We start from the raw sequence: 19,607 nt of genomic DNA, 5'->3' as shown, positions 1-19,607 counted from the left end.
AATCCTCCTCACTCACCGGTTCTTCATCAGGTTGCGCAGACAGTCCCCGGCGATGTTTCCGACGAGCGCCAGAACCAGGACACCGAGACCCGGCATCACCGGAATCCACCACTGCTGCAGGAAATAACTGAGGTTGCGGGCCGAGTCGGCACCCAGTTCGGGTGCCGGCGCGGCCTGCCCGAGCCCGAGGAACGACAGTGCCGCCACGGTGAGGATCAGGGTGCCCAGATCCAGGCTGGCGGCGACGAGGGCATTCGGCACCGCACCCGGAAGCAGGTGCCGCGTCGCAAGCCGGAATCGGCTCGCCCCAGCGAGTTTGGCGGCCTCGACGTGTGGGCGGGCAGCCAGGCGAGCAATCTCGCCGCGTACCAACCTGGCGTAGAACGGCCACCAGACGATCGACACCGCGAACAGGGTGTGCACGAAACTCGGTCCGAGCGCGGCGACTACGGCGATCGCGAGCACTGGGGCGGGCAGGGACAGGAACCCGTCGGTGATGCGCATCAACACCGAGTCGATCCAGCCTCCGGACGCGCCGGCGATCAGGCCGATCAACCCGCCGATCGCGAGTCCTGCAGCGACCACGACCAGCGCGGCGAACCAACTGGAGCGGGCGCCGTAGAGAACTCGGGACAGGATGTCGCGGCCGACGCTGTCGGTGCCGAGCAGAAACCCGTTCTTGCCAGGCGCTTGCAGCGGCATGCCCACCGGTGTGAGCGGGTCGTGCGGGGCGATCAGCGGCACCGCGATGACGAGCATCGTCAGCACGATCACCATCGAGAATCCGGCCCAGTTGAGCACCGTGGACCGTGGCCACGACCGCGACAACCACGGGCGTGCACGCCCGCTCGCCAACGTGGGGAACGCAACGGCTATCGCCATCAGACCGCCCGCCTTTCGATACACGCAACGTGATGGGGGTTGCCCGGTGTGCCCTCCAACCGGACGTCGAGTTCGCTACCGCCGCACGCCGGTATCGAGATCGGACATCTCGGGTGGAAGGCGCAGCCATCCGGCGGTGACAGTGGGCTGGCGGGCTCGCCTGCCAGTACGCGTGATTCGCGGCCCAGGTCGGGGATCGCGTCGACGAGTGCCCGGGTGTACGGATGGGCCGGGTCGCCGATCACCTGATCTGCGGGTCCGATCTCGACGATGCGACCCAGATACATCACGGCGATCCGGTCGGCCACCACCCGGGCGACGGACAGGTCGTGGGTGACGAAGACGACGGACATGTCCAGACTGCGGCGCAGATCCCCGATCAGGTTGAGGACCGAAGCCGCCAGCGACACGTCGAGCGCGCTGGTCGGCTCGTCGCACAGCAGAACCGACGGTGGCACGACGGTGGCCCGCGCCAGCGAAACCCGTTGGCGCTGCCCGCCGGACAGCTCCCCTGAACGCGCTTTGGCCACCTCGGCCGGCAGACCGACCCGTTCGAGTACCTCCGCCACGGCGGTGCGGCGCTGAGCCGCCGGCATCTTGGTGCCGCGCAACCGCTCGGCGATCAACTCACCGACCGACAGCCATGGTGTCAGTGAGGCGCCCGCGTCCTGGAAGACCATCTGTGGTCGTTGACCGCCGGCCACCTGGACGGATCCCGAGGTCGGACTCTCCAGCCCGGCGATGATTCGCAACAGTGTGGACTTGCCCGAGCCGCTCTCCCCGACCAGGGCCACGGACTCGCCCTGGCGCACACGCATGGTCACGCCGCGCAGCGCGTGCAGCTTTCCGTGATTGTCGGCCGAACGATCCAGCCATCGTCGCGACACCGCGAACGTCTTGGCGACATTGGCCAGCGCCACGGCCGGTGGCTGCTCGACGCTGTCCGCCACCTTGGCCGGGAACAATTCTGCGGCCTTCGCTGTCGAGGGCCGCACCACGCCGGCGATGTCCGCCATCGGCCGGACACACGCACTGACCCGTTGGGGTGCAACGACAACGGGCTCCGGTAGCGACGTTGAACAGCCCCCGGAGGCCACGGCACACCGCGGCTCGAAGGCACATCCGGGCAACGGCGAGGCCGGGCTGGGCACCGAGCCGGGCAGCGCGGCGAGCTTCCGGTCACGTGCGGTATCCAGGGTGAGCCGGCTGCCGAGCAGTCCTTTGGTGTAGGGATGGGCGGGGTTGGCCAGCACCTCGGCGGCGGGGCCGATCTCGGCGATGCGCCCCGCGTAGAGCACCGCGATGCGATCCGAGATCTGCGCAGCAACGCCCAGGTCGTGGGTGATCAGCACGATGCTGCAACCGATCTCGTCCCGCAGCCGTTGCAGCAGCCGCAACACCTGGGCTTGAACGGTGACATCGAGCGCTGTGGTCGGTTCGTCGGCGATGACGAGTTCTGGGTCCCCCGCGACCGCCATCGCAATCATCACGCGCTGACGCAGCCCGCCGGAGAGTTCGTGCGGATATGCCCGCATCCGGCGCTTGGGCTCCGGAATACCGACGGCGGTGAGCAGGCGCAGCGCCTCTTGCTCGCTGCCGGCCGCCTCGGCCACCTGCTTGCCGATACGCATGGTCGGGTTGAGCGAGGTCATCGGATCCTGGAACACCGCGCCCAGGTCGAGGCGGCGCACCTTGCGCAACGCCTTGGTTCCGCCGTTCACCATGTCGGAGTTCACCACCCGGACCGACCCGCCGATCTTGGCGCTCTTGGCCAGCAGGCCGAGCATCGTGAACCCCAGAACGGTTTTGCCGGAACCGGATTCACCGACCAGACCAACGATCTCCCCCGGGGCGATGGTGAGGGAGACTCCGCGCAGCGCGTGGATGTCGCGGCCATTGCGACGAAAGGTGACGTGTAGGTCGTCGATGGTGGCAACCGGCTGTGGCGGTGAGAGTGACGTCGGCTCAGCGTGTATCGCCGAGTCGTCAGTCGCGGGGTCATCTGCGCCGAGATCCGCGGGGAAGGTCATGTCGATCGTGACCTCAGCCATCGTGGGCCTCCCAGAAGCGATTTGGCTGTTCCGCGTCACCACCCTGTGCCGCAGCCTGTCGAGCGACAGTTTTCCCGGGCGGCGGCGTCACTGGGTGTCACAGGCGTTAATGAGGTGTAAAGGAATTGACGGGCCCGGTAACCGTCACGTGTCGCGCGTTTCTATCGAGTGACCGATACCCCCTGCGCTGGCTGTTCGTGGCTGAAGAGCCAACCATGGCCCTATGGCAGGAAGACCACGGGTACACGCCCAGCGTCGGCAGGGGCACACCGCTCGTGACGAAATCCTCGACGCCGCAGGGGAATTGTTCACCGCAACCGGCTACGCGGGTACTTCGACGCGGGCGATCGCCGAGGCGGTCGGTGTCCGCCAGGCATCCCTGTACCACTACTTCAAGACCAAGGACGACATCTTGTGCGCACTGCTCGAGCAGACCGTTGCGCCGACCCTCGAGTTCATCCCGAGCCTGCTGGGCACCGAACCCGCTTTGACCGCCGATGAACATCTGCACGCATTGGCGGCGTTCGACGGCGCGCAACTGATGTCCGGGAGGTGGAACCTCGGTGCGCTCTACCTGCTGCCCGAATTGCGTGAAGCCAAGCTCGAACCGTTCTGGTCGGACCGGGAGCGGCTACGGCTGCACTATCTGTCTGTGAGTCGCGCACTGAGCCGGCGGACCGGCGTTCACGAAGCAGCCGCCGACCTCCCGTTCCGGCTCGTCGAATCGTTGGTCAACGTGTGGTCGATGCCGCCCGGTCCGAAACGTTCCGATATGCCGTTCCACGTGGCGGATGCCTGCATGCGCGTCCTGGGCATTCCTGACGATGCGGCCGCAGCCCTGCGTTCACGTAGCCACCGGGAGATCGACAGGCATAACAGGAACAGCGCATCCGACCCGTAGTCTGCATTGCATGTTCCACGTCCTCACCACGACTTACGTGCAACCCATCGACGTCGTCGACCAGACCCGCCCCGCGCACGTCGCGTGGCTCAAGGAGGAAGTGGCCGCGGGCCGCATCCTGTTGGCCGGACGTCTGGAATCAGCGACCGGCGCGGTCCTGGTCACCGGGGACCTCAGCGAAGAGGAGGTAGAGGACGTCATCGCCCGCGACCCCTACACCCTGGCCGGGCTCATTCGCTGCGAGCGCGTGTCCTTCAACGGGTCGGTCCGCGCACCCGGGTTGTGACCCGCGCCCGGCTTCGATCGGGGAGATTTGTCACACCGGCGGTGGGATTATCGCCGCTGCCTGCGTCGTTGCAGCTACGAGACTGCCGCTCAGGCAGTATTCAGTTAACCGGACTAACCTTTTCCGGGATACGCACAGACGACGAGCAAAGAGGGCTTTGATGAGCACTGTTTATGCCTATGCCGCCAATTCGGCGACCGAACCGCTGGCCAAGACCACCATCACCCGCCGTGAAGTAGGGCCTCATGACGTGGCCTTCGACATCCATTTCGCAGGCATCTGTCACTCCGACATCCACACCGTGAAGGGCGAGTGGGGCACCCCCAACTACCCCGTGGTGGCCGGTCATGAGATCGCCGGCGTGGTGACCGCCGTGGGCTCGGAGGTCACCAAGTACAAGGTCGGCGACCATGTCGGTGTCGGCTGCTTCGTCGACTCCTGTCGAGAGTGCGACAACTGCAAGGCCGGGCTGGAGCAGTACTGCACCGGCGGCGGCATGATCGGCACCTACAACGCGACCGGGCGCGACGGCACCCCGACCTACGGCGGCTACAGCGGCGCGATCGTCGTCGACGAGAACTACGTCCTGCGCATCCCCGATTCGATTCCTCTGGACAAGGCCGCTCCCCTGCTGTGCGCCGGCGTCACGCTGTTCTCACCGCTGCGCCACTGGAACGCCGGGCCAGACAAGAAGATCGCCGTGATCGGCCTCGGCGGGCTGGGCCACATGGGCGTCAAGCTCGCACACGCGATGGGCGCGCACGTCACCGTGCTGTCACAGTCGCTGAAGAAGATGGAAGACGGCCTGCGACTGGGCGCCGACGAGTACTACGCGACCAGCGACCCGGACACCTTCCGCAAGCTGGCCGGCAGCTTCGACCTCATCCTCAACACCGTGTCGGCCAATCTCGACCTCGGCGCCTACCTGGGCCTGCTCAAGACCGACGGCACGCTGGTGGAGCTCGGAGCGCCGGAGAAGCCGCTGGTGGTGCCGTTCTTCCCGCTCGGCGCCTACCGCCGCAGCCTGTCCGGTTCGATGATCGGCGGCATCCCGGAGACCCAGGAGATGCTCGACTTCTGCGCCGAGCACAACGTGACCCCCGAGATCGAGGTCATCCAGCCCGATTACATCAACGAGGCCTACGAGCGGGTGCTGGCCAGTGATGTGCGGTACCGCTTCGTGATCGACACCGCCTCACTGCGCGGCTAGTCCGCAGCCCGGTCAAACAATCCCGAGTCGTCAACGCCGCGGATTGCCGTCACATAGTGACCGCAATCCGCGGCGTAACGCGTTATCGGGCCTCTGACTCCTGACCGGTGTGGGACTGCAGTTCGACCCCGGCCAGCGGCCAGCCCGCAGCGGCCAGTTTGGCCGCCACCCGCTGAATGTTCTCCGGACCGGCATCGTGGTCGGTGACTTCGGCGATGAATTCCGCGATGTCGTCGCGGTCGATGGGATGGTCGACGTCGGCAGGTGCCGCAGCCTCAGCGAGGTTGCGCACCACCTCGGCCACCTGTTCCTCGGTCAGCGGGGTGGCCCGCAGCAGCGCGAGCAGAGGCACGCGATCAGTACCCGGCACGCCTTCCGGGTAGCCGGCGCGCAGCCAGTTCAGGACCGAGATCAGCAGCGACTTTGTTGACACCCGACTAAGTTTCGCGGTTGCGAGGCCGACCCACCACTGGAGGAGCCGACAGTTGGGCGGCCATTCATTCGTGGTTCACCGCCAAATACAATCCCGCTGAGCGCAACCGGTGACCATCCACCGCTGTCCCGGCATTCTCGGCGCAGTGACCCGTGTGATCCGTTTCAACGCTTTTGACATGAACTGCGTCGCCCACCAGTCGCCGGGCTTGTGGCGTCATCCAGACGATCAGTCCTGGCGCTACAAAGACATCACCTACTGGACCGAGCTGGCGAAGTTGTTGGAACGCGGGCGTTTTGACGGCCTGTTCATCGCGGACGTGCTGGGCACCTACGACGTGTACGGGGCCAGCGACGAAGCGGCGATCCGTCAGGCCGCCCAGATCCCGGTCGGCGACCCGATGCTGCTGGTATCGGCGATGGCGCTGGTCACCGAGAATCTGGGGTTCGGAATCACCACCGGTACCGGATTCGAGCATCCGTATCCGTTCGCCCGGCGGATGTCGACGCTCGACCATCTGACCAACGGCCGGGTCGGCTGGAACATCGTCACCGGGTATCTTCCTGCGGCAGCACGCAATATGGGCCAGACCGACCAACCGGCGCACGATGCCCGCTACGACCATGCCGACGAGTACCTCGAGGTGCTCTACAAGTTGTGGGAGGGCTCCTGGGAGGACGACGCGGTGGTGCGCGACGCCGAACGCGGAGTCTTCACCGACCCGGCCAAGGTGCACCATATCGGTCATTCCGGCACTCATTTCAACGTCCCCGGGGTGCATCTGGCCGAACCGTCGCTGCAGCGCACGCCGGTCATCTACCAGGCCGGTTCCTCGCCGCGCGGGGTCCGCTTCGCCGCGGAGAACGCCGAGGCGATCTTCACCGCCGCTCCCACCAAAGCCCTTCTGCGCGAAACAGTTTCCACGATACGGGCCGAGCTTGAGTTGGCGGGCCGGGATCCGTACTCGGCCAAGATATTCAACCTCACGACCATCATCACCGGCGAGACCGACGAAGAAGCCCACGCCAGGCACGCCGAGTATCTGGCCTACGGCGATCCCGAGGGCGCACTGGTGTTCATGTCCGGGTGGATGGGCGTGGATCTGGCCCGTTACGGCCTCGACGAACCGATCGGCAATGTCGATTCCAACGCAATCCTGTCCGCGGTCAAGGCATTTCAGTCCGCTTCGGACAAGGGCGGTGAGTGGAATGTGCGGGATATCGCCGAGTGGGGTGAGATCGGCGGCATGGGGCCGCGCATCGTCGGGTCGGGTGTGCACGTCGCCGATACCCTGCAGGAGTGGGTCGAGGAGACCGACGTCGACGGCTTCAACCTGGCCTATGCGATCACGCCGGGATCCTTCTCGGAATTCATCGAGCACGTCGTTCCGGTCCTCACCGAGCGCGGTGCCTACCAGCCGGCATACGCGCCGGGCAGTCTGCGCAACAAGCTGCTGGGGCACGGCGATCGCCTGGCCGATGAGCATCGCGGTGCCAGTTACCGCGTGGGAGGGCAGAATTCGACCATCATCGAACGCCCGTCGACTCTGCCGTCCTCGTCAGCATCGACGGCTGCCCAGCCCGCGCGGGGCCGCTGACTCAGCGCGGCGCGGCCTGGACGTTGGTGGGCTGCGACCCCAACGTCGACGGTGGCAGTTCGGTCTGTTCCACGCCGGGGGTGCCCAGCTGACCGGCCAGCCACGGTAGGGCGGCGCCAAACGCGTTGGCGGCGAATGCCCAGTCGTGGCGGCCCGGCGCGGTCTGCACCGAGCACGTGATGGCGTCCGCGCGGGCCGCGCCGCACAGCGTGCTCGCGGCGACGTCCTGAGCCTCGGGATTCGCCGTGGGATCGTGCGTGTTCGCACCACGCTGCGAGATCGGCACCTCGAACCACGCCGTGACATCGGAGTACGGGCCGTGGCGGCGCATGATGGTGACCGGGTCGTAGGCCGCCCACGCGTCGGCGTCCCCACCGAAGAGCCGGTTGATCGTCTGCGTCTTGTCGCCGGTGTTGGGTCGCAGGTCCCCAGCGATGTCGATGAATGACCTGAACATGTCCGGGTGCATCAGGGTCAGGTCCACCGCGCAGGTACCACCCATCGACCAGCCCGCGATCCCCCACCCATCACGATCGGGGCGCACACCGAAGTTCGAGATGAGATACGGAACAACGTCTTTGGTCAGATGGTCGGCGGCATTGCCCCGGACGCCGTTGACGCACTCGGTGTCGTTGGTGAAGGAGCCGGTGGCATCGACGAATACGAACACCGGCGCGTTGCCGTCGTGGGCGGCCGCGAAGCCGTCGAGGATGCCCAGCACGTTGCCTGCGCGTAGCCAGTCGGCTGGGGTGTTCAGTTGCGAGCCGATCATCATCACGGCCGGAAGTTGCGGCGGCGGATTGCCGGCGAACCAGGCCGGCGGCAGGTAGACGAGTTCACCGCGGTGGCTGAACCCCGAATCTGTCGAGTCGATGGTGACCGGGACCAGAACGCCGCTTGTCGGCCGGAAGTGGGCGAGCTGCATCTTCGTCACGGTCAACCGGTCCGTCTGCCCCGGCAGTGGGCTCGAGGTGAGCTGCTTCCAGGCGGCGTCCACAGTCGGGAAATATCCGACCCAGATGTTCAGTGTCAGCACACAGGCCAGCCCGCAAACCCCGACCGACGCGACCGACGCGGTCCGTCGCCACCATCGGGCACTCACCCAACCCAGCAACGCAACCCCGGCGGCCAGCGCGGTCAATGCGATCCAGACCCACAGCTCCGGTGGCCCGGCGTTGCCCGCTACCCCGATCGAGTCGATATACCAGTAGGTCACGGCCGCCAGCACCGCCGCCGTGACCACGAGCGCCGGCAGCAACCTACGGCGCCAGCGCGGCGAGCGCCAGCCCACCGCGGCTCCCAGCAGCAGGGCCGCGATCGCCTGCACGGCAAATGGGAACCAGCCGTGGATCAGCGAGATCTGTGCAATGAGCTGGTACATCAGCTCATTTCCTATCAACGCCAGCTGTCAACTCGCTGAGTGGTTTCTGCATGGGCAGGTGCACGCCACGACGTCGTCATCGCCCGCCGTCCCGGCCGGAACCGCCGGTGCGATGAATACTGCTGATCCGATCACGTTGCGACGCAACCAAATCCAACAACGCGCCTCGGGGGCGCCGTGGTCGGTAGGACCGCGCACCTCCACGCCTGGGAGCCTCTGCAGGCTCCGGTACTACCAGCGAAAGTGTGACTCTCAGATCACGCCGGATATCTCGGCTTCCAGCGGGATGTTGCAGCGATTGCGCAGGTCCAGCGCCGGCGCCCGGATCGCGTCGAGCTCGGCGCGTACCTGCGGATTCTGGTTGAGGTAGTCCTTCGTCTGCGCGGCTGTCGCGGACTTGCTCTGCCCCTGCAGCCCGGTGAAGAACGCGTTGACGTCCGGGTGGGTGAACAAGTAGCCGGTCATGTTTGTCGAAACACTTGCCATCACGGCGGTCACGTCAGCAGTTGTGCAGTTCGGCGCCTCGGCGGAGGCGGTTGCCGACGCGCTCAGGATTACCGCCGCCGTTCCCAGTGCCGCCGCGGTGGCACGGCCAAGCGAATGCATTGCAGGCTTCATGCGACTCCATCAATCATCGGTTCCGGTTTACGAGCTGCGGTTAATGTTTGCATGCAACCATATCGTGCGTGACAATCAGGTGCACGGATCGAGATAACCAGCGGGTCAGCAGGTGTCGTGGATGTGGTTCGCGCCAAAACGGAAGGTGTCGTCGCAAATGCCGCATGTTCGTAAGGTTCTGATTGGGAGTGCTGCGGTGGTCGGTGCGGCTGTTGCGCTGCTGGGCGCGCCGAACGCAGGCGCCGATCCCTCACTGCTGCCGCAATGCCAGGTGACCGGTGGCAGCTCGGTAGCTGGTGGGCAGACCACCGAGTGCGCATCCGAAGGCAATACCCAAATCGACGCCACCCCAGGGGTGTACCCCGGCGAGGATGAGTTCTACGGCTTCCCCGGTTTCGGCTTCATCTGATCGCGAATCGCCAACTGTTCAACCTTGTTGTACCGCAGCGTGTTTACACGACTGCCCTGGTTGATGGTCGCACGTGAGCCGGTTCGGCGGTGAAAGCCCGCCCCACCCGAGAAACAGCTGAACCGGCACGGGTCGAGTGTTACGCAGCGTCAGCGCCTGGCATGGTGAAAGACGCTCTGGTGGCACCGTCACGCTTCGTGTGGTTGTAACACTTGCCATGCGGGCAGGAAGTGTAGGTAGTGTGCTGATACGTCGATGCTTGGGGTTGGCGGCTCTCGCGATCGCCTCGTCGTTGCTTGCGATGGGACCCGCTGTTGCAGCGCGGGCCGCTGCCGAGCCGGCGCCCCCCAAAGACCCAGGAACAACGGCGGAGACGGTCAGCGTTGCCGTCCATCAACTAGAGCCGTTTGTGATGCGAACCAGCAGCGGGGAACTCACTGGGTTCAGCATCGATCTGTGGGACGAAGTTGCCAAACGTGTGGGATGGACAACCGACTACCTGACCACTGATGATGTCCGCGGGCAGCTGGCGGCGGTGACTGCCCGACGTGCTGATGTCGCGGTCGGCGGAATTTCACTGACGGCGCAGCGCGAACAGTCGTTCGACTTCACCCAACCCACCCTGGACGCGGGATTGCAGATCATCGTCCCGGTGCAGGACACCCGGCCTTCGGTGCCTGGGTTGGGCGGCTATCTTGACCTGCTGCTGTCGCGCACGATGTTGGTCTGGCTCGCTGCCGCGGTGGTGGTCAGTGTTGTTCCCGCCCATGTTTTCTGGCTGGTGGAGCGGCGACGCACTGAACGGCCCGTAGTGTCGCGGTCGTACTTCCCGGGCATTTTTCAGGCGTTCGGCTGGGGAATGGGTTCGCTGGTCGGACGCCAGAGCGTCTCGGCCACCCAAACGATCACCAAAGCGCTGGCGATCCTGTGGGGTTTTGCCGCAATCGTGTTCGTTTCGTTTTACTCGGCCAACCTCAGCGCCACCCTGACCGTGGCAAAGCTGGACGCGAAAATCACCGGTCCGGCCGATCTTTACGAGAAATCCGTGGCTACGGTGCACGGGACGACGGCGGCGGATTTCCTTCACTCGATGGGTATTGACGCTACCGAGACATCCACCATCGAGGAGTCGTACCACTTACTGCGCGAAGAGGGCTATGACGCTGTCGTTTTCGATGCCCCCGTGCTGCGTTACTACGTCGCTCACCGCGGTGAAGGCGTCGCAGTCACGGCCGGTCCGGTGTTCCAAGACGAGAACCAGGGCTTTGTCATCAGCACCAACAGCCCATTGCGTAAACCGATCGATCAGGCCTTGTTTCGCATGCGCGAAGACGGAACCTACAACCTGATCAAAGAGAAGTGGTTCGGCGACGACGTCGCAACCGCCGCCGGCGCCAGCTGAAACCAAATCCGGCTAATTGGCCCAAACAGCCACTCCGAGCACGATCCCCGCGATCATGCCGCAGGCCGCCGCGGCGATTGCGATAGGCGCGAAGCGTTCCTTCTTCGTGAGGCCGACCGCTCCGAGAATAAGGCCGGCGGGCCCGAACAGGATCGGGCAGAACAGCACGGAGACACCCGCGCATACAAAGGCAATGATCGAGAAGAGATTGGACGACGCGGACCCGTTCGCATATTGAGCTTGTGGCGGTAGCGGATACTGCGCGTGCACATCCGGTTGCGGATACGGCGGCGGCGAATACGACGCGTGAGCGGGTAGCGGCGGATATTGCATCTGTGCCATCGGTGGCGGTGGTTGCAGTGGCGGTGGAGTGGGTTGTGGGTAGGCCGGTTGAGGGTTCGACCCGGATTTCATCCGCTGTTCTGGAGTCCACTGGTGGCCGTCCCAGCGGCGTTCGGAGTTGGGTGACCCGTCCGGGTCGTCATACCAGCCTGGCGGCATGGGCACCGTCATCGATAGGTCCTCCCCGGTTCGGACTGCAGAGATCTCGACGGGAGAATAGCGCGCCCGCCCGTCACCGACGGCCAAGTTGCATCAACCGAATTGGGGCACACGTATACAGCCCACGGCCAAGTCGACACCAGATCCGTCGATCGGGACAAAAGAACGGCGTGATCATCGGTGCGGACGGTTCGACCAGATTCGAGAGCACGCCACTTGCGAGGGTTGCCGGGCCAGGCACGTTAACGCCCCGGTGTTACTGCGTGCCTCGATGTGACGTCATAAGGTGAACCGATGCGCAGGAGACTTCTGATGGCTTTGGTGAGTGCGGCGGTCGGCGCCGGCCTCTGCATCCCGGGCGTGGCTGCAGCGGACCCGCCCCCGCCGCCGCCCCCACCGCCGCTCAATCTCAATGCGCTTACGCCGGTGAAGCCGTCGGACTTCGCGATGCAGAACGGCGAGTACTACGCATTCGCGGTGCCGGGCGATATCGCATGCGCCATCAGCCGCAAGTCGGGCAATTACGGTTGCAGTGGCCCGCTGCCCGCAGCACCAGATGGGGCCAACGCGGTCACCGGCGCGCAACAGGGGCTGCCGACGTTCGTCAGCGACAACCGGCCGCTGTTCGTGTTCGACGGGCTGCCGAACCGGCTGCTGCCCGGATCACGCATCAGCTTCCGCAATGTGACGTGTGGGACCGACGGCACGGTGACGATGTGCAGCAACTCGTTTGACGGGGCTGGGTTCGTCCTCAGCCCGGCGAGCAGCCATGTCCTCGATCCGAACAATCCGCTGCTGCTCAACACCGGCGAGGGACGCAACCCGTACGCCAACTAGTGGCGAGAAAACCGCGTGACTAGAAGTCCCAGTCCTCGTCTTCGGTGACGACAGCCTTGCCGATCACGTACGAGGAACCCGAGCCCGAGAAGAAGTCGTGGTTCTCGTCGGCATTCGGCGAGAGCGCAGACAGGATCGCCGGGTTCACGTCGGTCTCGTCCTTCGGGAACAACGCCTCATAACCGAGGTTCATCAGCGCCTTGTTGGCGTTGTAGCGCAGGAACTTCTTGACGTCCTCGGTGAGCCCGACCTCGTCGTAGAGGTCCTGGGTGTACTCGACCTCGTTGTCGTACAGCTCGAAGAGCAGCTCGTACGTGTAATCCTTGAGCTCCGTACGCTTTTCCTCGTCGACCAGGGCCAGCCCACGCTGGTACTTGTAGCCGATGTAGTAGCCGTGCACGGCCTCGTCGCGGATGATCAGCCGGATCATGTCGGCGGTGTTGGTCAGCTTGGCCCGGCTGCTCCAGTACATCGGCAGGTAGAAGCCCGAGTAGAACAGGAAGCTCTCCAGCAGCGTGGAGGCCACCTTGCGCTTGAGCGGCTCGTCACCCTTGTAGTACTGCATGACGATCTCGGCCTTGCGCTGCAGGTTCGGGTTCTCTTCCGACCAGCGGAACGCGTCGTCGATCTCAGCCGTCGAGCACAGGGTGGAGAAGATGTTGGAGTAGCTGCGGGCGTGCACCGACTCCATGAACGCGATGTTGGTGTAGACGGCTTCCTCGTGGGGAGTGAGCGCGTCGGGGATCAGGCTGACGGCGCCGACGGTGCCCTGGATGGTGTCCAGCAGCGTCAGGCCGGTGAACACGCGCATGGTGAGCTGCTTCTCGTGCGCGGTCAGCGTTCCCCACGACGGGATGTCGTTGGACACCGGCACCTTCTCTGGCAACCAGAAATTACCGGTGAGCCGATCCCAGACCTCGGCGTCCTTCTCATCCTGGAGCCGGTTCCAGTTGATCGCAGAGACGCGGTCGATCAGCTTCATGCCTTCGCTCACCGGAACCTCATTTCACCAGGTCGTTGTGTTTGCCAGCAGATACCCATGACACTACCCCTGGGGCTAACCACCCGCGGGGACCGGAACATCTAGTGTTTTCGTGTCGCGCCCAGCCTTGAGGAAATCGAATTCCGCGGGATCCAGCTTGCGCGTTGCCAGCCAGTACTGCCAGGTCATGCCGCTCCACAGGGTGCGGTTGACGCCGTGGGCGTCCATGTACCAGCTCCGGCAACCTCCGGTATTGAACACCGTGTCGGCCAGATCACGTTGCAGCTCGGCATTGAACTCCGCCTGGGCGCGGGGGTTGGGTGAGAGCGCCTCGGCGCCGGCCTTGTCGACGGCGGCGATCGCCTGACCCACGTAGCGGATCTGCTGCTCGATCATGAACACCACCGAGTTGTGCCCCAGCGCGGTGTTGGGCCCGAGCAGGAAGAACAGATTCGGCATGCCGGCCACTGCGACGCCGCGGTGCGCGGCCATCCCCTCGCGGTTCCACCGGTCGACCAGATCCTCACCGCCGGAACCCTTGATGTCGACGTAGGTGTAGGAGTCGGTGACATGGAAGCCGGTGGCGAACACCACTACGTCGACCGGATGCTCGACGCCGTCGGCGGTGACGATGCCGGTCGGCGTCATGCGGGTGATGGACTCGGTGATCACCTGGGTCTTGGGATTGGCGATCCCGCGGTAGTAAGTGTCGGAGTTGAGAATTCGCTTACACCCGGCGCGGTAGCGCGGCGTGAGCTTGCGACGCAGCTCGGGGTCTTTGATGCTGCGGTTGATGTTGTAGCGCCCCATCGCCTCGCCGATCTTGAGCAGCCATGGCTGCTGCGTCATGGCGAAGCCGACGCCCTCGTGGATCCAGTAGATCGCCGCGCGCATCGCCGCACGCGTGCCGGGCACATAGCTGAACATGCGCCGAATCGATTGCGGGAACTTGGTGTTCACCCGGGGCATGACCCAGGCCGGGGTGCGCTGGTAGAGGTGCAGCTCGGCGACGTCGTCGACGATCGCAGGCACGATCTGGATCGCGCTGGCACCGGTGCCGATCACCGCGACCCGCTTGCCCGTGAGGTCGACACTGTGGTCCCACTGCGCGGAATGGAAAGTCACACCGGCGAATTCGTCACGGCCCTCGATATCGGGGATCTGCGGGATGTGCAGGCCACCGGCGCCCGAGACCAGGAACTGGGCGATGAACTCCTGGCCGGTGTCGCTGAACACGTGCCAGCGCAGCTCCTGGTCGTCCCAGTGCGCGCGGTCCACATGGGTGTTGAACCGGGTGTAACGGCGCAGCCCGTACTTGGACGCCACACCCAGCAGGTAATCCTGGATTTCGGGCTGGAACGACCACATGTGGCTCCAGTCCGCCTTCGGCTCGAAGGAGAATGAGTACATGTGTGACGGGATGTCGCAGGCACAACCCGGGTAGGTGTTGTCGCGCCATGTGCCGCCGAACTGGTCGGCCTTCTCCAGGATGAGGAAATCGACGCCGCGGCGTTGCAGCTCGATCGCCATCCCCATCCCCGAGAACCCGCTACCGATGATCAGGGCGCGGGTGTGGATTGGTTGCTGACCCTGCGGCGAGGATTGGGCAGCCGTCATAGCTCAGGTCCTTTTCTGGGAACGGCGGTACCGGATACTTCCCAGTCTCCGGACCTGGGACCCGACTGTCAACGAGATGGTTAGCTGGCGTGCTGGCGACGCTGGACACCCTCATGAAGCGGCAGGTCCGGGTCGATCCAGATGCCGAGCAGTTCACAGGTGCCGTTGATGGAACCGACCATGATCGTGGTCAGGTGGTTGACGAATTCCTGGGCCGGCATCCGGCGCGGGCTGTCCTCGTCGGTGCCCAGCCACCAGTCCGTGGCCGAGGCGCAGGCCCCGAAGGTGGCGAAAGCGGCGAGCTCGATCGCGGCCCCGTCAAGTTCCATCTCGCGCAGTTCGTTGGAGAACATGTCGGCCATCGCCAGGGTGATGCCCCGGCCCTCGTTGAGTGCCCGCATGGTCGATTCGCTCTGTTCAGCGAACCGGCCCTGAATCAGGAACCGCAACACGTTGGGGTGTTCGTCGACCAACAGCACGTACTGTTCGACGCTGCGGCGGATGACTTCCCGGGCCGGATCGGCACCGAGGTTGATCACCGGGAAGATCGCCGACCACAGCATGTCGCGCAGCCGCTCGCCGATCGCCTGGAACAGATCTGACTTGTCGGCGAAGTGACGGTAGATCTTCGGCTTGGCCGTACCGGCCTCTTCGGCGATTTCCCGCAGGCTGACCTCGGGGCCCAACCGGTCGATCGCCCGGAACGATGCGTCGACGATTTCCGACCGCACCTTCTTTCGGTGCTCACGCCAGCGCTCGCTACGGGCGTCAACCTTGACGCCCGGGCCATCGCTGGAATGTGATCTCGACGTTCGCCGCACGCGATCACTGTACCCGCCCTGATAGCGCTGACCTGCCCAGACCGCCTCACAACACGCGGTTGTACCGTTTGACCCGGGCGTTCGCCCGTCAAGCCACCGACACCTCGCTTGGGTACTATCGCAGCCACAGTCAACCGATGAGACGAGGCTCATGACGCAGCGATACGACCTGGTCATAGCAGGTGGCGGCCCGTCGGGGTCAGCCGCGGCGTGGCAGGCCGCTCAGACCGGCGCCAAGGTGTTGGTCCTGGACAAGGCGGAGTTCCCCCGCGACAAGCCCTGTGGTGACGGGCTGACCGCCCGCGCGGTGAGCTACCTGCAGAAGATGGGCCTGTCCGACGAAGTCGCCAAGTTCCATCGGGTCAACAAGGTGACCGTGTACAGCCCCAGCGAGTGGGAGCTGTCCTTCCCGCGGCGTCCCGGCATGCCCGACCACGGCCACACCGTGAGCCGCACCGAACTGGACACGCTGTTGCTCAAGCACGCCGAGTCGGCGGGTGCCGAGGTGCGCCAGGGCGCCGAGGTGGCCGGGCCCGAATTCGACGCCGCGGGCCGGGTGGTCGGCGTGGTGCTCAAGAGCGGTGAGAAGGTCTACGGCGACGCGGTCATCGCGGCCGACGGTGCCTACTCCCCCATCAAGCGCGCACTGAAGATCGACTCGGAGTACAACGGCTACTCAGCTATCGCCATCCGGTCCGAGATGCACGCCAACCGTCCCGACAGCGATGCCTTCGAGATCTACCTCAAGCTGATGTTCCAGGGTGACCAACTGCCGGGCTACGGCTGGGTCTTCCCGATGGGCGGCGGCCGGTTCAACATCGGCCTCGGCTACGTCAACAGCTACAAGAACTGGCAGTCCATCAACGCCACCCAGTTCCTCGGCGACTTCATGCGGACCCTGCCGGCCGAATGGGAACTGCCGCCGATCGAGGAACTCAAGAAGAACAAGAGCGTGCGGGCCTGGCGATTGCCGATGGGCTTCACCGCCTGGCCGCCGTGGCGTCCCGGTGTGCTGTTCGCCGGTGACTCGCTGGGCGCCGGCAAGCCGGTGTCCGGTGCGGGCATCTCCAAGGCGCTCGAATCCGGGCTGACCGCAGGCGAGTGCGCGATCGCCGCGCTCACCAACGGCGGGCCCGATGACTTCACCAACTACGAGCAGCGGATGCGCGCCGCGTGGGGTCGTGAATACCGCCGGGGCCGCTTCTTCAACAAGCTGGCCGGGATTCCCGCGGTCGCGGGTGCGGGCCTGAAGGCGTTGGACAATCACACCTTCCGCGACATGTTGCTCAAGTCGCTGTACAAGAAGGCGCAGAGTCCGCAACACACGTAGGCACGTGACGACGCTCTCGGGACGCGGCGCCGATGCGAATCAGACTGTGGTTCATAGGCGCTTGGCCCCGGGCAGCAGGCCAACCACCCTCGCGGGGATACGATCGTGGGGTGGGCCGTCGACTGTCCGGGGTGCTGGCGTTCGCGATCCTGTTGGCAGTAGTGGCCGGCACCGCATGGGAACAGCAACCGCGTGGCCACCGCGATACCTCCGCACCCATGGAGATGTTCAGCGCCGAGCGCGCGCTCGACACGGTCAAAGCGATCGCGTCGCGGCCGCATCCGGTCGGTAGCGCCGAACACGACCGGGTGCGTGAGCATCTCGTCGACCAATTGCGAAATCTGGGTTTGGACACCGAGATCCGCTACGGCGTCGGCCGATACCCCGCGCAGCTGGAACACGACCTGCTCGGCATGGCGCGCGTGGGGAATATCGTCGCGCACCGGCCCGGACGCGACTCCACCGGCACCGTTTACCTGATGGCGCATTACGATTCAGTGCCGTCGGGCCCCGGCGCGAACGACGACGGCGTCGGAGTCGCCACCGTCGTCGAAGCCGTACGCGCGCTGCAGGCGAGCGCAACGGAACTGCGCAATGACCTGGTAATAGTGCTGACGGATGCAGAGGAACTCGGCCTACTGGGCGCCGAGGCGTTCGTGGCGTCGGGCGGCGCCGACCCGCGCGGCGGAGTGGTCATCAACCATGAGGCTCGTGGGGCGGGCGGCCCGCCCCTGATGTGGCGGATGAACCGACCGAGCAGCATGTTGATCAATGCGGTAGGCGCTGCCCCGCACCCGAATACCGACTCGCTGACGACTACCCTGGCCGGTGCTCAGACCGGCAGCAATACCGATTTCGCCGCCCTTGACCTCAGCGGTCTGCAAGTGCTCGATTGGGCGTTCGTCGGGCGGAATGCCTACTACCACAATCCGTTCGACGATCCCAGCCAGGTCAACCTCGCCACCGTGCAGCAGTTCGGTGACAATACCCTCGCACTGGCCCACGATTTCGGTCGGCGCGACCTCGGCACTTCCGTGGACGAGAACAGCGCGTACTTCCCACTGCCGTTCGGAGTGCTGGTGATACTGCCGCTCTGGGTGATCATCGTGCTTGCGGTCACCACAGTGCTCGTTGTCGGCTGGGTGGTGTGGCGGATGCGGCGCAGCGGTGAGGCAAGCATCGTCCGCTCGCTCGGTTCGGCGGCGACCGCGGTGCTTTCGATACCGGTCGCGATGGCCGCTGTCTACGGACTGCGGGAAGCGATCATCGCGATTCGGCCGCAGTACCGCTCGCTGTTCGTCGATCCGTACCGGCCCGAGTTCTACTACGCAGCCGTACTCGTCTTGTGCGTGGCCGTACTCGCCGTGTGGTATGCGCTGTCTCGTCGGTGGTTCGGAGCGTCGGCAACCGTCGCGGGACTGCTGTGCGGTATGGCGTTGATCGGCGCGGTATCGACGGCCATTGCCCCGGCGGCCGCGGTCGTGGTGGTAGTACCTGTTTTCGCTGCGGCGCTGGGTGTTTCGCTCACCTTCCTGGTGCCCGATCCGTGGCGGCTGCCCATACTCACGATCTTGCTGGTTCCGGGTGCGGTGATGCTGGGCACGATGGCATTCTCCGGACTGCAGGCGGGAGTCTCCGGCGCGCCGTACCTCACAGCTCCGGCGGTGATGTTGCTCGGGGTGCTGTTGCTACCGACGCTCACACACTCCTGGCCGAGCCGCCGGACCGCGATCATCCCGTCCGCGGCGCTGGCCCTCACCGTGGTTCTGGCGGCCGCGGGTCTGGCTGTCGACCGCTTCGACGATCAGCATCCGCTGATGTCCCAGCTGTCCTACGCGCTCGACGCCGACCGTCATGAGGCACAGTGGGTTTCGCAACAACGGCCCGATCATTGGACGCGACAGTTCGTCGAGCCGGGCCAGCCACGAACACAGTTCGCCGGGCTATGGCCCGACGCGGTCGCCAGCGGCTCAGCTCCGGTCCGCGCATTGACCGCGCCGAGTGCCGAGATCCTTTCCGACACCACCGATTCCGGCCATCGAACCGTCGGACTGCAGTTGCGCTCAACCCGCGGGGCGACCTCGATCGCCCTGCGATATGACCGCCCGCCACAGGCGCTGCGTGTCTCCGGACGCGACATCACACCGGTGCCACGGCAGGGTTTTCAGTTCTCGGCCGTTCCTGCCGACGGGATCGAGGTGCAGCTCACCGGGCCGGCCGGGCCACTCGAAGTTCAGGTCGTCGACTACAGCTGGCTCCCGGACTCGCATCTGGCCGATCCGCCGACGGACATCTTCTACCGTCAGGACAGCACGGTCGCGGTGTTCACGACCGTCACGGAACCCTGAA

18 protein-coding genes are annotated in these 19,607 nt (G+C 65.3%); 9 read left to right on the top strand and 9 right to left on the bottom strand.

The genetic code is table 11. From position 1 onward, the window contains the following. Nucleotides 1–12: 12 nt before the first annotated feature. A complete protein-coding gene (locus ACWEFV_RS00390; RefSeq protein WP_450068682.1) occupies nucleotides 13–882 on the bottom strand; it encodes an ABC transporter permease in 870 nt (289 codons plus the stop codon). Then, nucleotides 882–2,933, bottom strand: coding sequence for a dipeptide ABC transporter ATP-binding protein (locus tag ACWEFV_RS00385; protein WP_450068681.1), 2,052 nt, complete (start codon nucleotides 2,931–2,933; stop codon nucleotides 882–884). The genes ACWEFV_RS00390 and ACWEFV_RS00385 overlap by 1 nt, the downstream gene beginning before the upstream one ends. 223 nt (nucleotides 2,934–3,156) lie before the next feature. Here ACWEFV_RS00385 and ACWEFV_RS00380 point away from each other — a divergent pair, with 223 nt between their 5' ends. The 3 genes from ACWEFV_RS00380 to ACWEFV_RS00370 all read left to right on the top strand — a co-directional run bounded on the left by ACWEFV_RS00380 (nucleotide 3,157) and on the right by ACWEFV_RS00370 (nucleotide 5,330). Continuing rightward, the gene (locus ACWEFV_RS00380) at nucleotides 3,157–3,834 is read left to right on the top strand and encodes a TetR/AcrR family transcriptional regulator (RefSeq protein WP_135453528.1); all 678 of its coding nucleotides are present in this window, start codon (nucleotides 3,157–3,159) and stop codon (nucleotides 3,832–3,834) included. A gap of 10 nt (nucleotides 3,835–3,844) precedes the next feature. Beyond that, nucleotides 3,845–4,120 carry a YciI family protein gene (locus tag ACWEFV_RS00375; protein WP_450068680.1) on the top strand — a complete coding sequence of 92 codons (276 nt, stop codon included), beginning with the start codon at nucleotides 3,845–3,847 and terminating at the stop codon, nucleotides 4,118–4,120. A 160-nt stretch (nucleotides 4,121–4,280) separates the two neighbouring features. Beyond that, nucleotides 4,281–5,330, top strand: coding sequence for an NAD(P)-dependent alcohol dehydrogenase (locus tag ACWEFV_RS00370; protein ID WP_450068679.1), 1,050 nt, complete (start codon nucleotides 4,281–4,283; stop codon nucleotides 5,328–5,330). A gap of 82 nt (nucleotides 5,331–5,412) precedes the next feature. Here ACWEFV_RS00370 and ACWEFV_RS00365 read toward each other — a convergent pair whose 3' ends face one another. Continuing rightward, nucleotides 5,413–5,763 (bottom strand): DUF3349 domain-containing protein, encoded by a 351-nt coding sequence (locus ACWEFV_RS00365; protein ID WP_450068678.1) that lies wholly within the window; start codon nucleotides 5,761–5,763, stop codon nucleotides 5,413–5,415. Nucleotides 5,764–5,908: 145 nt separating this feature from the next. On the opposite strand from ACWEFV_RS00365, the gene ACWEFV_RS00360 reads away from it, so the two are divergent. After that, complete coding sequence (locus ACWEFV_RS00360; RefSeq protein WP_450068677.1) at nucleotides 5,909–7,360, top strand: LLM class flavin-dependent oxidoreductase; 1,452 nt, start codon at nucleotides 5,909–5,911, stop codon at nucleotides 7,358–7,360. A gap of 1 nt (nucleotide 7,361) precedes the next feature. Here the strand turns inward: ACWEFV_RS00360 and ACWEFV_RS00355 are convergent, their stop codons facing one another. Further along, nucleotides 7,362–8,741: an alpha/beta hydrolase gene (locus ACWEFV_RS00355; RefSeq protein ID WP_450068676.1), complete on the bottom strand. Its 1,380-nt coding sequence runs from the start codon at nucleotides 8,739–8,741 to the stop codon at nucleotides 7,362–7,364. 252 nt (nucleotides 8,742–8,993) lie between these two features. Continuing rightward, nucleotides 8,994–9,359, bottom strand: a complete 366-nt coding sequence (locus ACWEFV_RS00350) for a heme-binding protein (protein ID WP_450068675.1) — start codon at nucleotides 9,357–9,359, stop codon at nucleotides 8,994–8,996. Nucleotides 9,360–9,516: 157 nt separating this feature from the next. On the opposite strand from ACWEFV_RS00350, the gene ACWEFV_RS00345 reads away from it, so the two are divergent. Together ACWEFV_RS00345 and ACWEFV_RS00340 are read left to right on the top strand one after the other, a co-directional pair. Further along, complete coding sequence (locus ACWEFV_RS00345; RefSeq protein WP_135453521.1) at nucleotides 9,517–9,768, top strand: hypothetical protein; 252 nt, start codon at nucleotides 9,517–9,519, stop codon at nucleotides 9,766–9,768. A 265-nt stretch (nucleotides 9,769–10,033) separates the two neighbouring features. Next, the gene (locus tag ACWEFV_RS00340; RefSeq protein ID WP_450068674.1) at nucleotides 10,034–11,170 is read left to right on the top strand and encodes a transporter substrate-binding domain-containing protein; all 1,137 of its coding nucleotides are present in this window, start codon (nucleotides 10,034–10,036) and stop codon (nucleotides 11,168–11,170) included. 12 nt (nucleotides 11,171–11,182) lie between these two features. Here ACWEFV_RS00340 and ACWEFV_RS00335 read toward each other — a convergent pair whose 3' ends face one another. Continuing rightward, on the bottom strand, nucleotides 11,183–11,683 hold the full coding sequence (locus tag ACWEFV_RS00335; protein WP_450068673.1) for a DUF2510 domain-containing protein: 501 nt from the start codon (nucleotides 11,681–11,683) through the stop codon (nucleotides 11,183–11,185). Between the two features lie 282 nt (nucleotides 11,684–11,965). On the opposite strand from ACWEFV_RS00335, the gene ACWEFV_RS00330 reads away from it, so the two are divergent. Continuing rightward, on the top strand, nucleotides 11,966–12,508 hold the full coding sequence (locus ACWEFV_RS00330) for a hypothetical protein (RefSeq protein ID WP_135453520.1): 543 nt from the start codon (nucleotides 11,966–11,968) through the stop codon (nucleotides 12,506–12,508). A gap of 19 nt (nucleotides 12,509–12,527) precedes the next feature. On the opposite strand, the gene nrdF is transcribed toward ACWEFV_RS00330, so the two are convergent. The 3 genes from nrdF to ACWEFV_RS00315 form a co-directional block, all read right to left on the bottom strand. Continuing rightward, a complete protein-coding gene (gene nrdF, locus ACWEFV_RS00325; RefSeq protein ID WP_064865507.1) occupies nucleotides 12,528–13,490 on the bottom strand; it encodes a class 1b ribonucleoside-diphosphate reductase subunit beta in 963 nt (320 codons plus the stop codon). A gap of 75 nt (nucleotides 13,491–13,565) precedes the next feature. After that, nucleotides 13,566–15,107 carry a flavin-containing monooxygenase gene (locus ACWEFV_RS00320; RefSeq protein ID WP_450068672.1) on the bottom strand — a complete coding sequence of 514 codons (1,542 nt, stop codon included), beginning with the start codon at nucleotides 15,105–15,107 and terminating at the stop codon, nucleotides 13,566–13,568. Nucleotides 15,108–15,187: 80 nt separating this feature from the next. Continuing rightward, nucleotides 15,188–15,928 carry a TetR/AcrR family transcriptional regulator gene (locus ACWEFV_RS00315; protein ID WP_450068671.1) on the bottom strand — a complete coding sequence of 247 codons (741 nt, stop codon included), beginning with the start codon at nucleotides 15,926–15,928 and terminating at the stop codon, nucleotides 15,188–15,190. 151 nt (nucleotides 15,929–16,079) lie between these two features. Here ACWEFV_RS00315 and ACWEFV_RS00310 point away from each other — a divergent pair, with 151 nt between their 5' ends. Both ACWEFV_RS00310 and ACWEFV_RS00305 read left to right on the top strand, forming a co-directional pair. Next, entirely contained in the window at nucleotides 16,080–17,258 is a 1,179-nt protein-coding gene (locus ACWEFV_RS00310) for an NAD(P)/FAD-dependent oxidoreductase (protein WP_450068670.1), read from the top strand. A gap of 110 nt (nucleotides 17,259–17,368) precedes the next feature. Beyond that, the gene (locus tag ACWEFV_RS00305; protein ID WP_450068669.1) at nucleotides 17,369–19,606 is read left to right on the top strand and encodes a M20/M25/M40 family metallo-hydrolase; all 2,238 of its coding nucleotides are present in this window, start codon (nucleotides 17,369–17,371) and stop codon (nucleotides 19,604–19,606) included. Nucleotide 19,607 lies beyond the last annotated feature (1 nt).

This window comes from Mycobacterium sp. NPDC004974, assembly GCF_053600815.1.
This window is presented reverse-complemented; position numbering and strand designations above follow the sequence as displayed.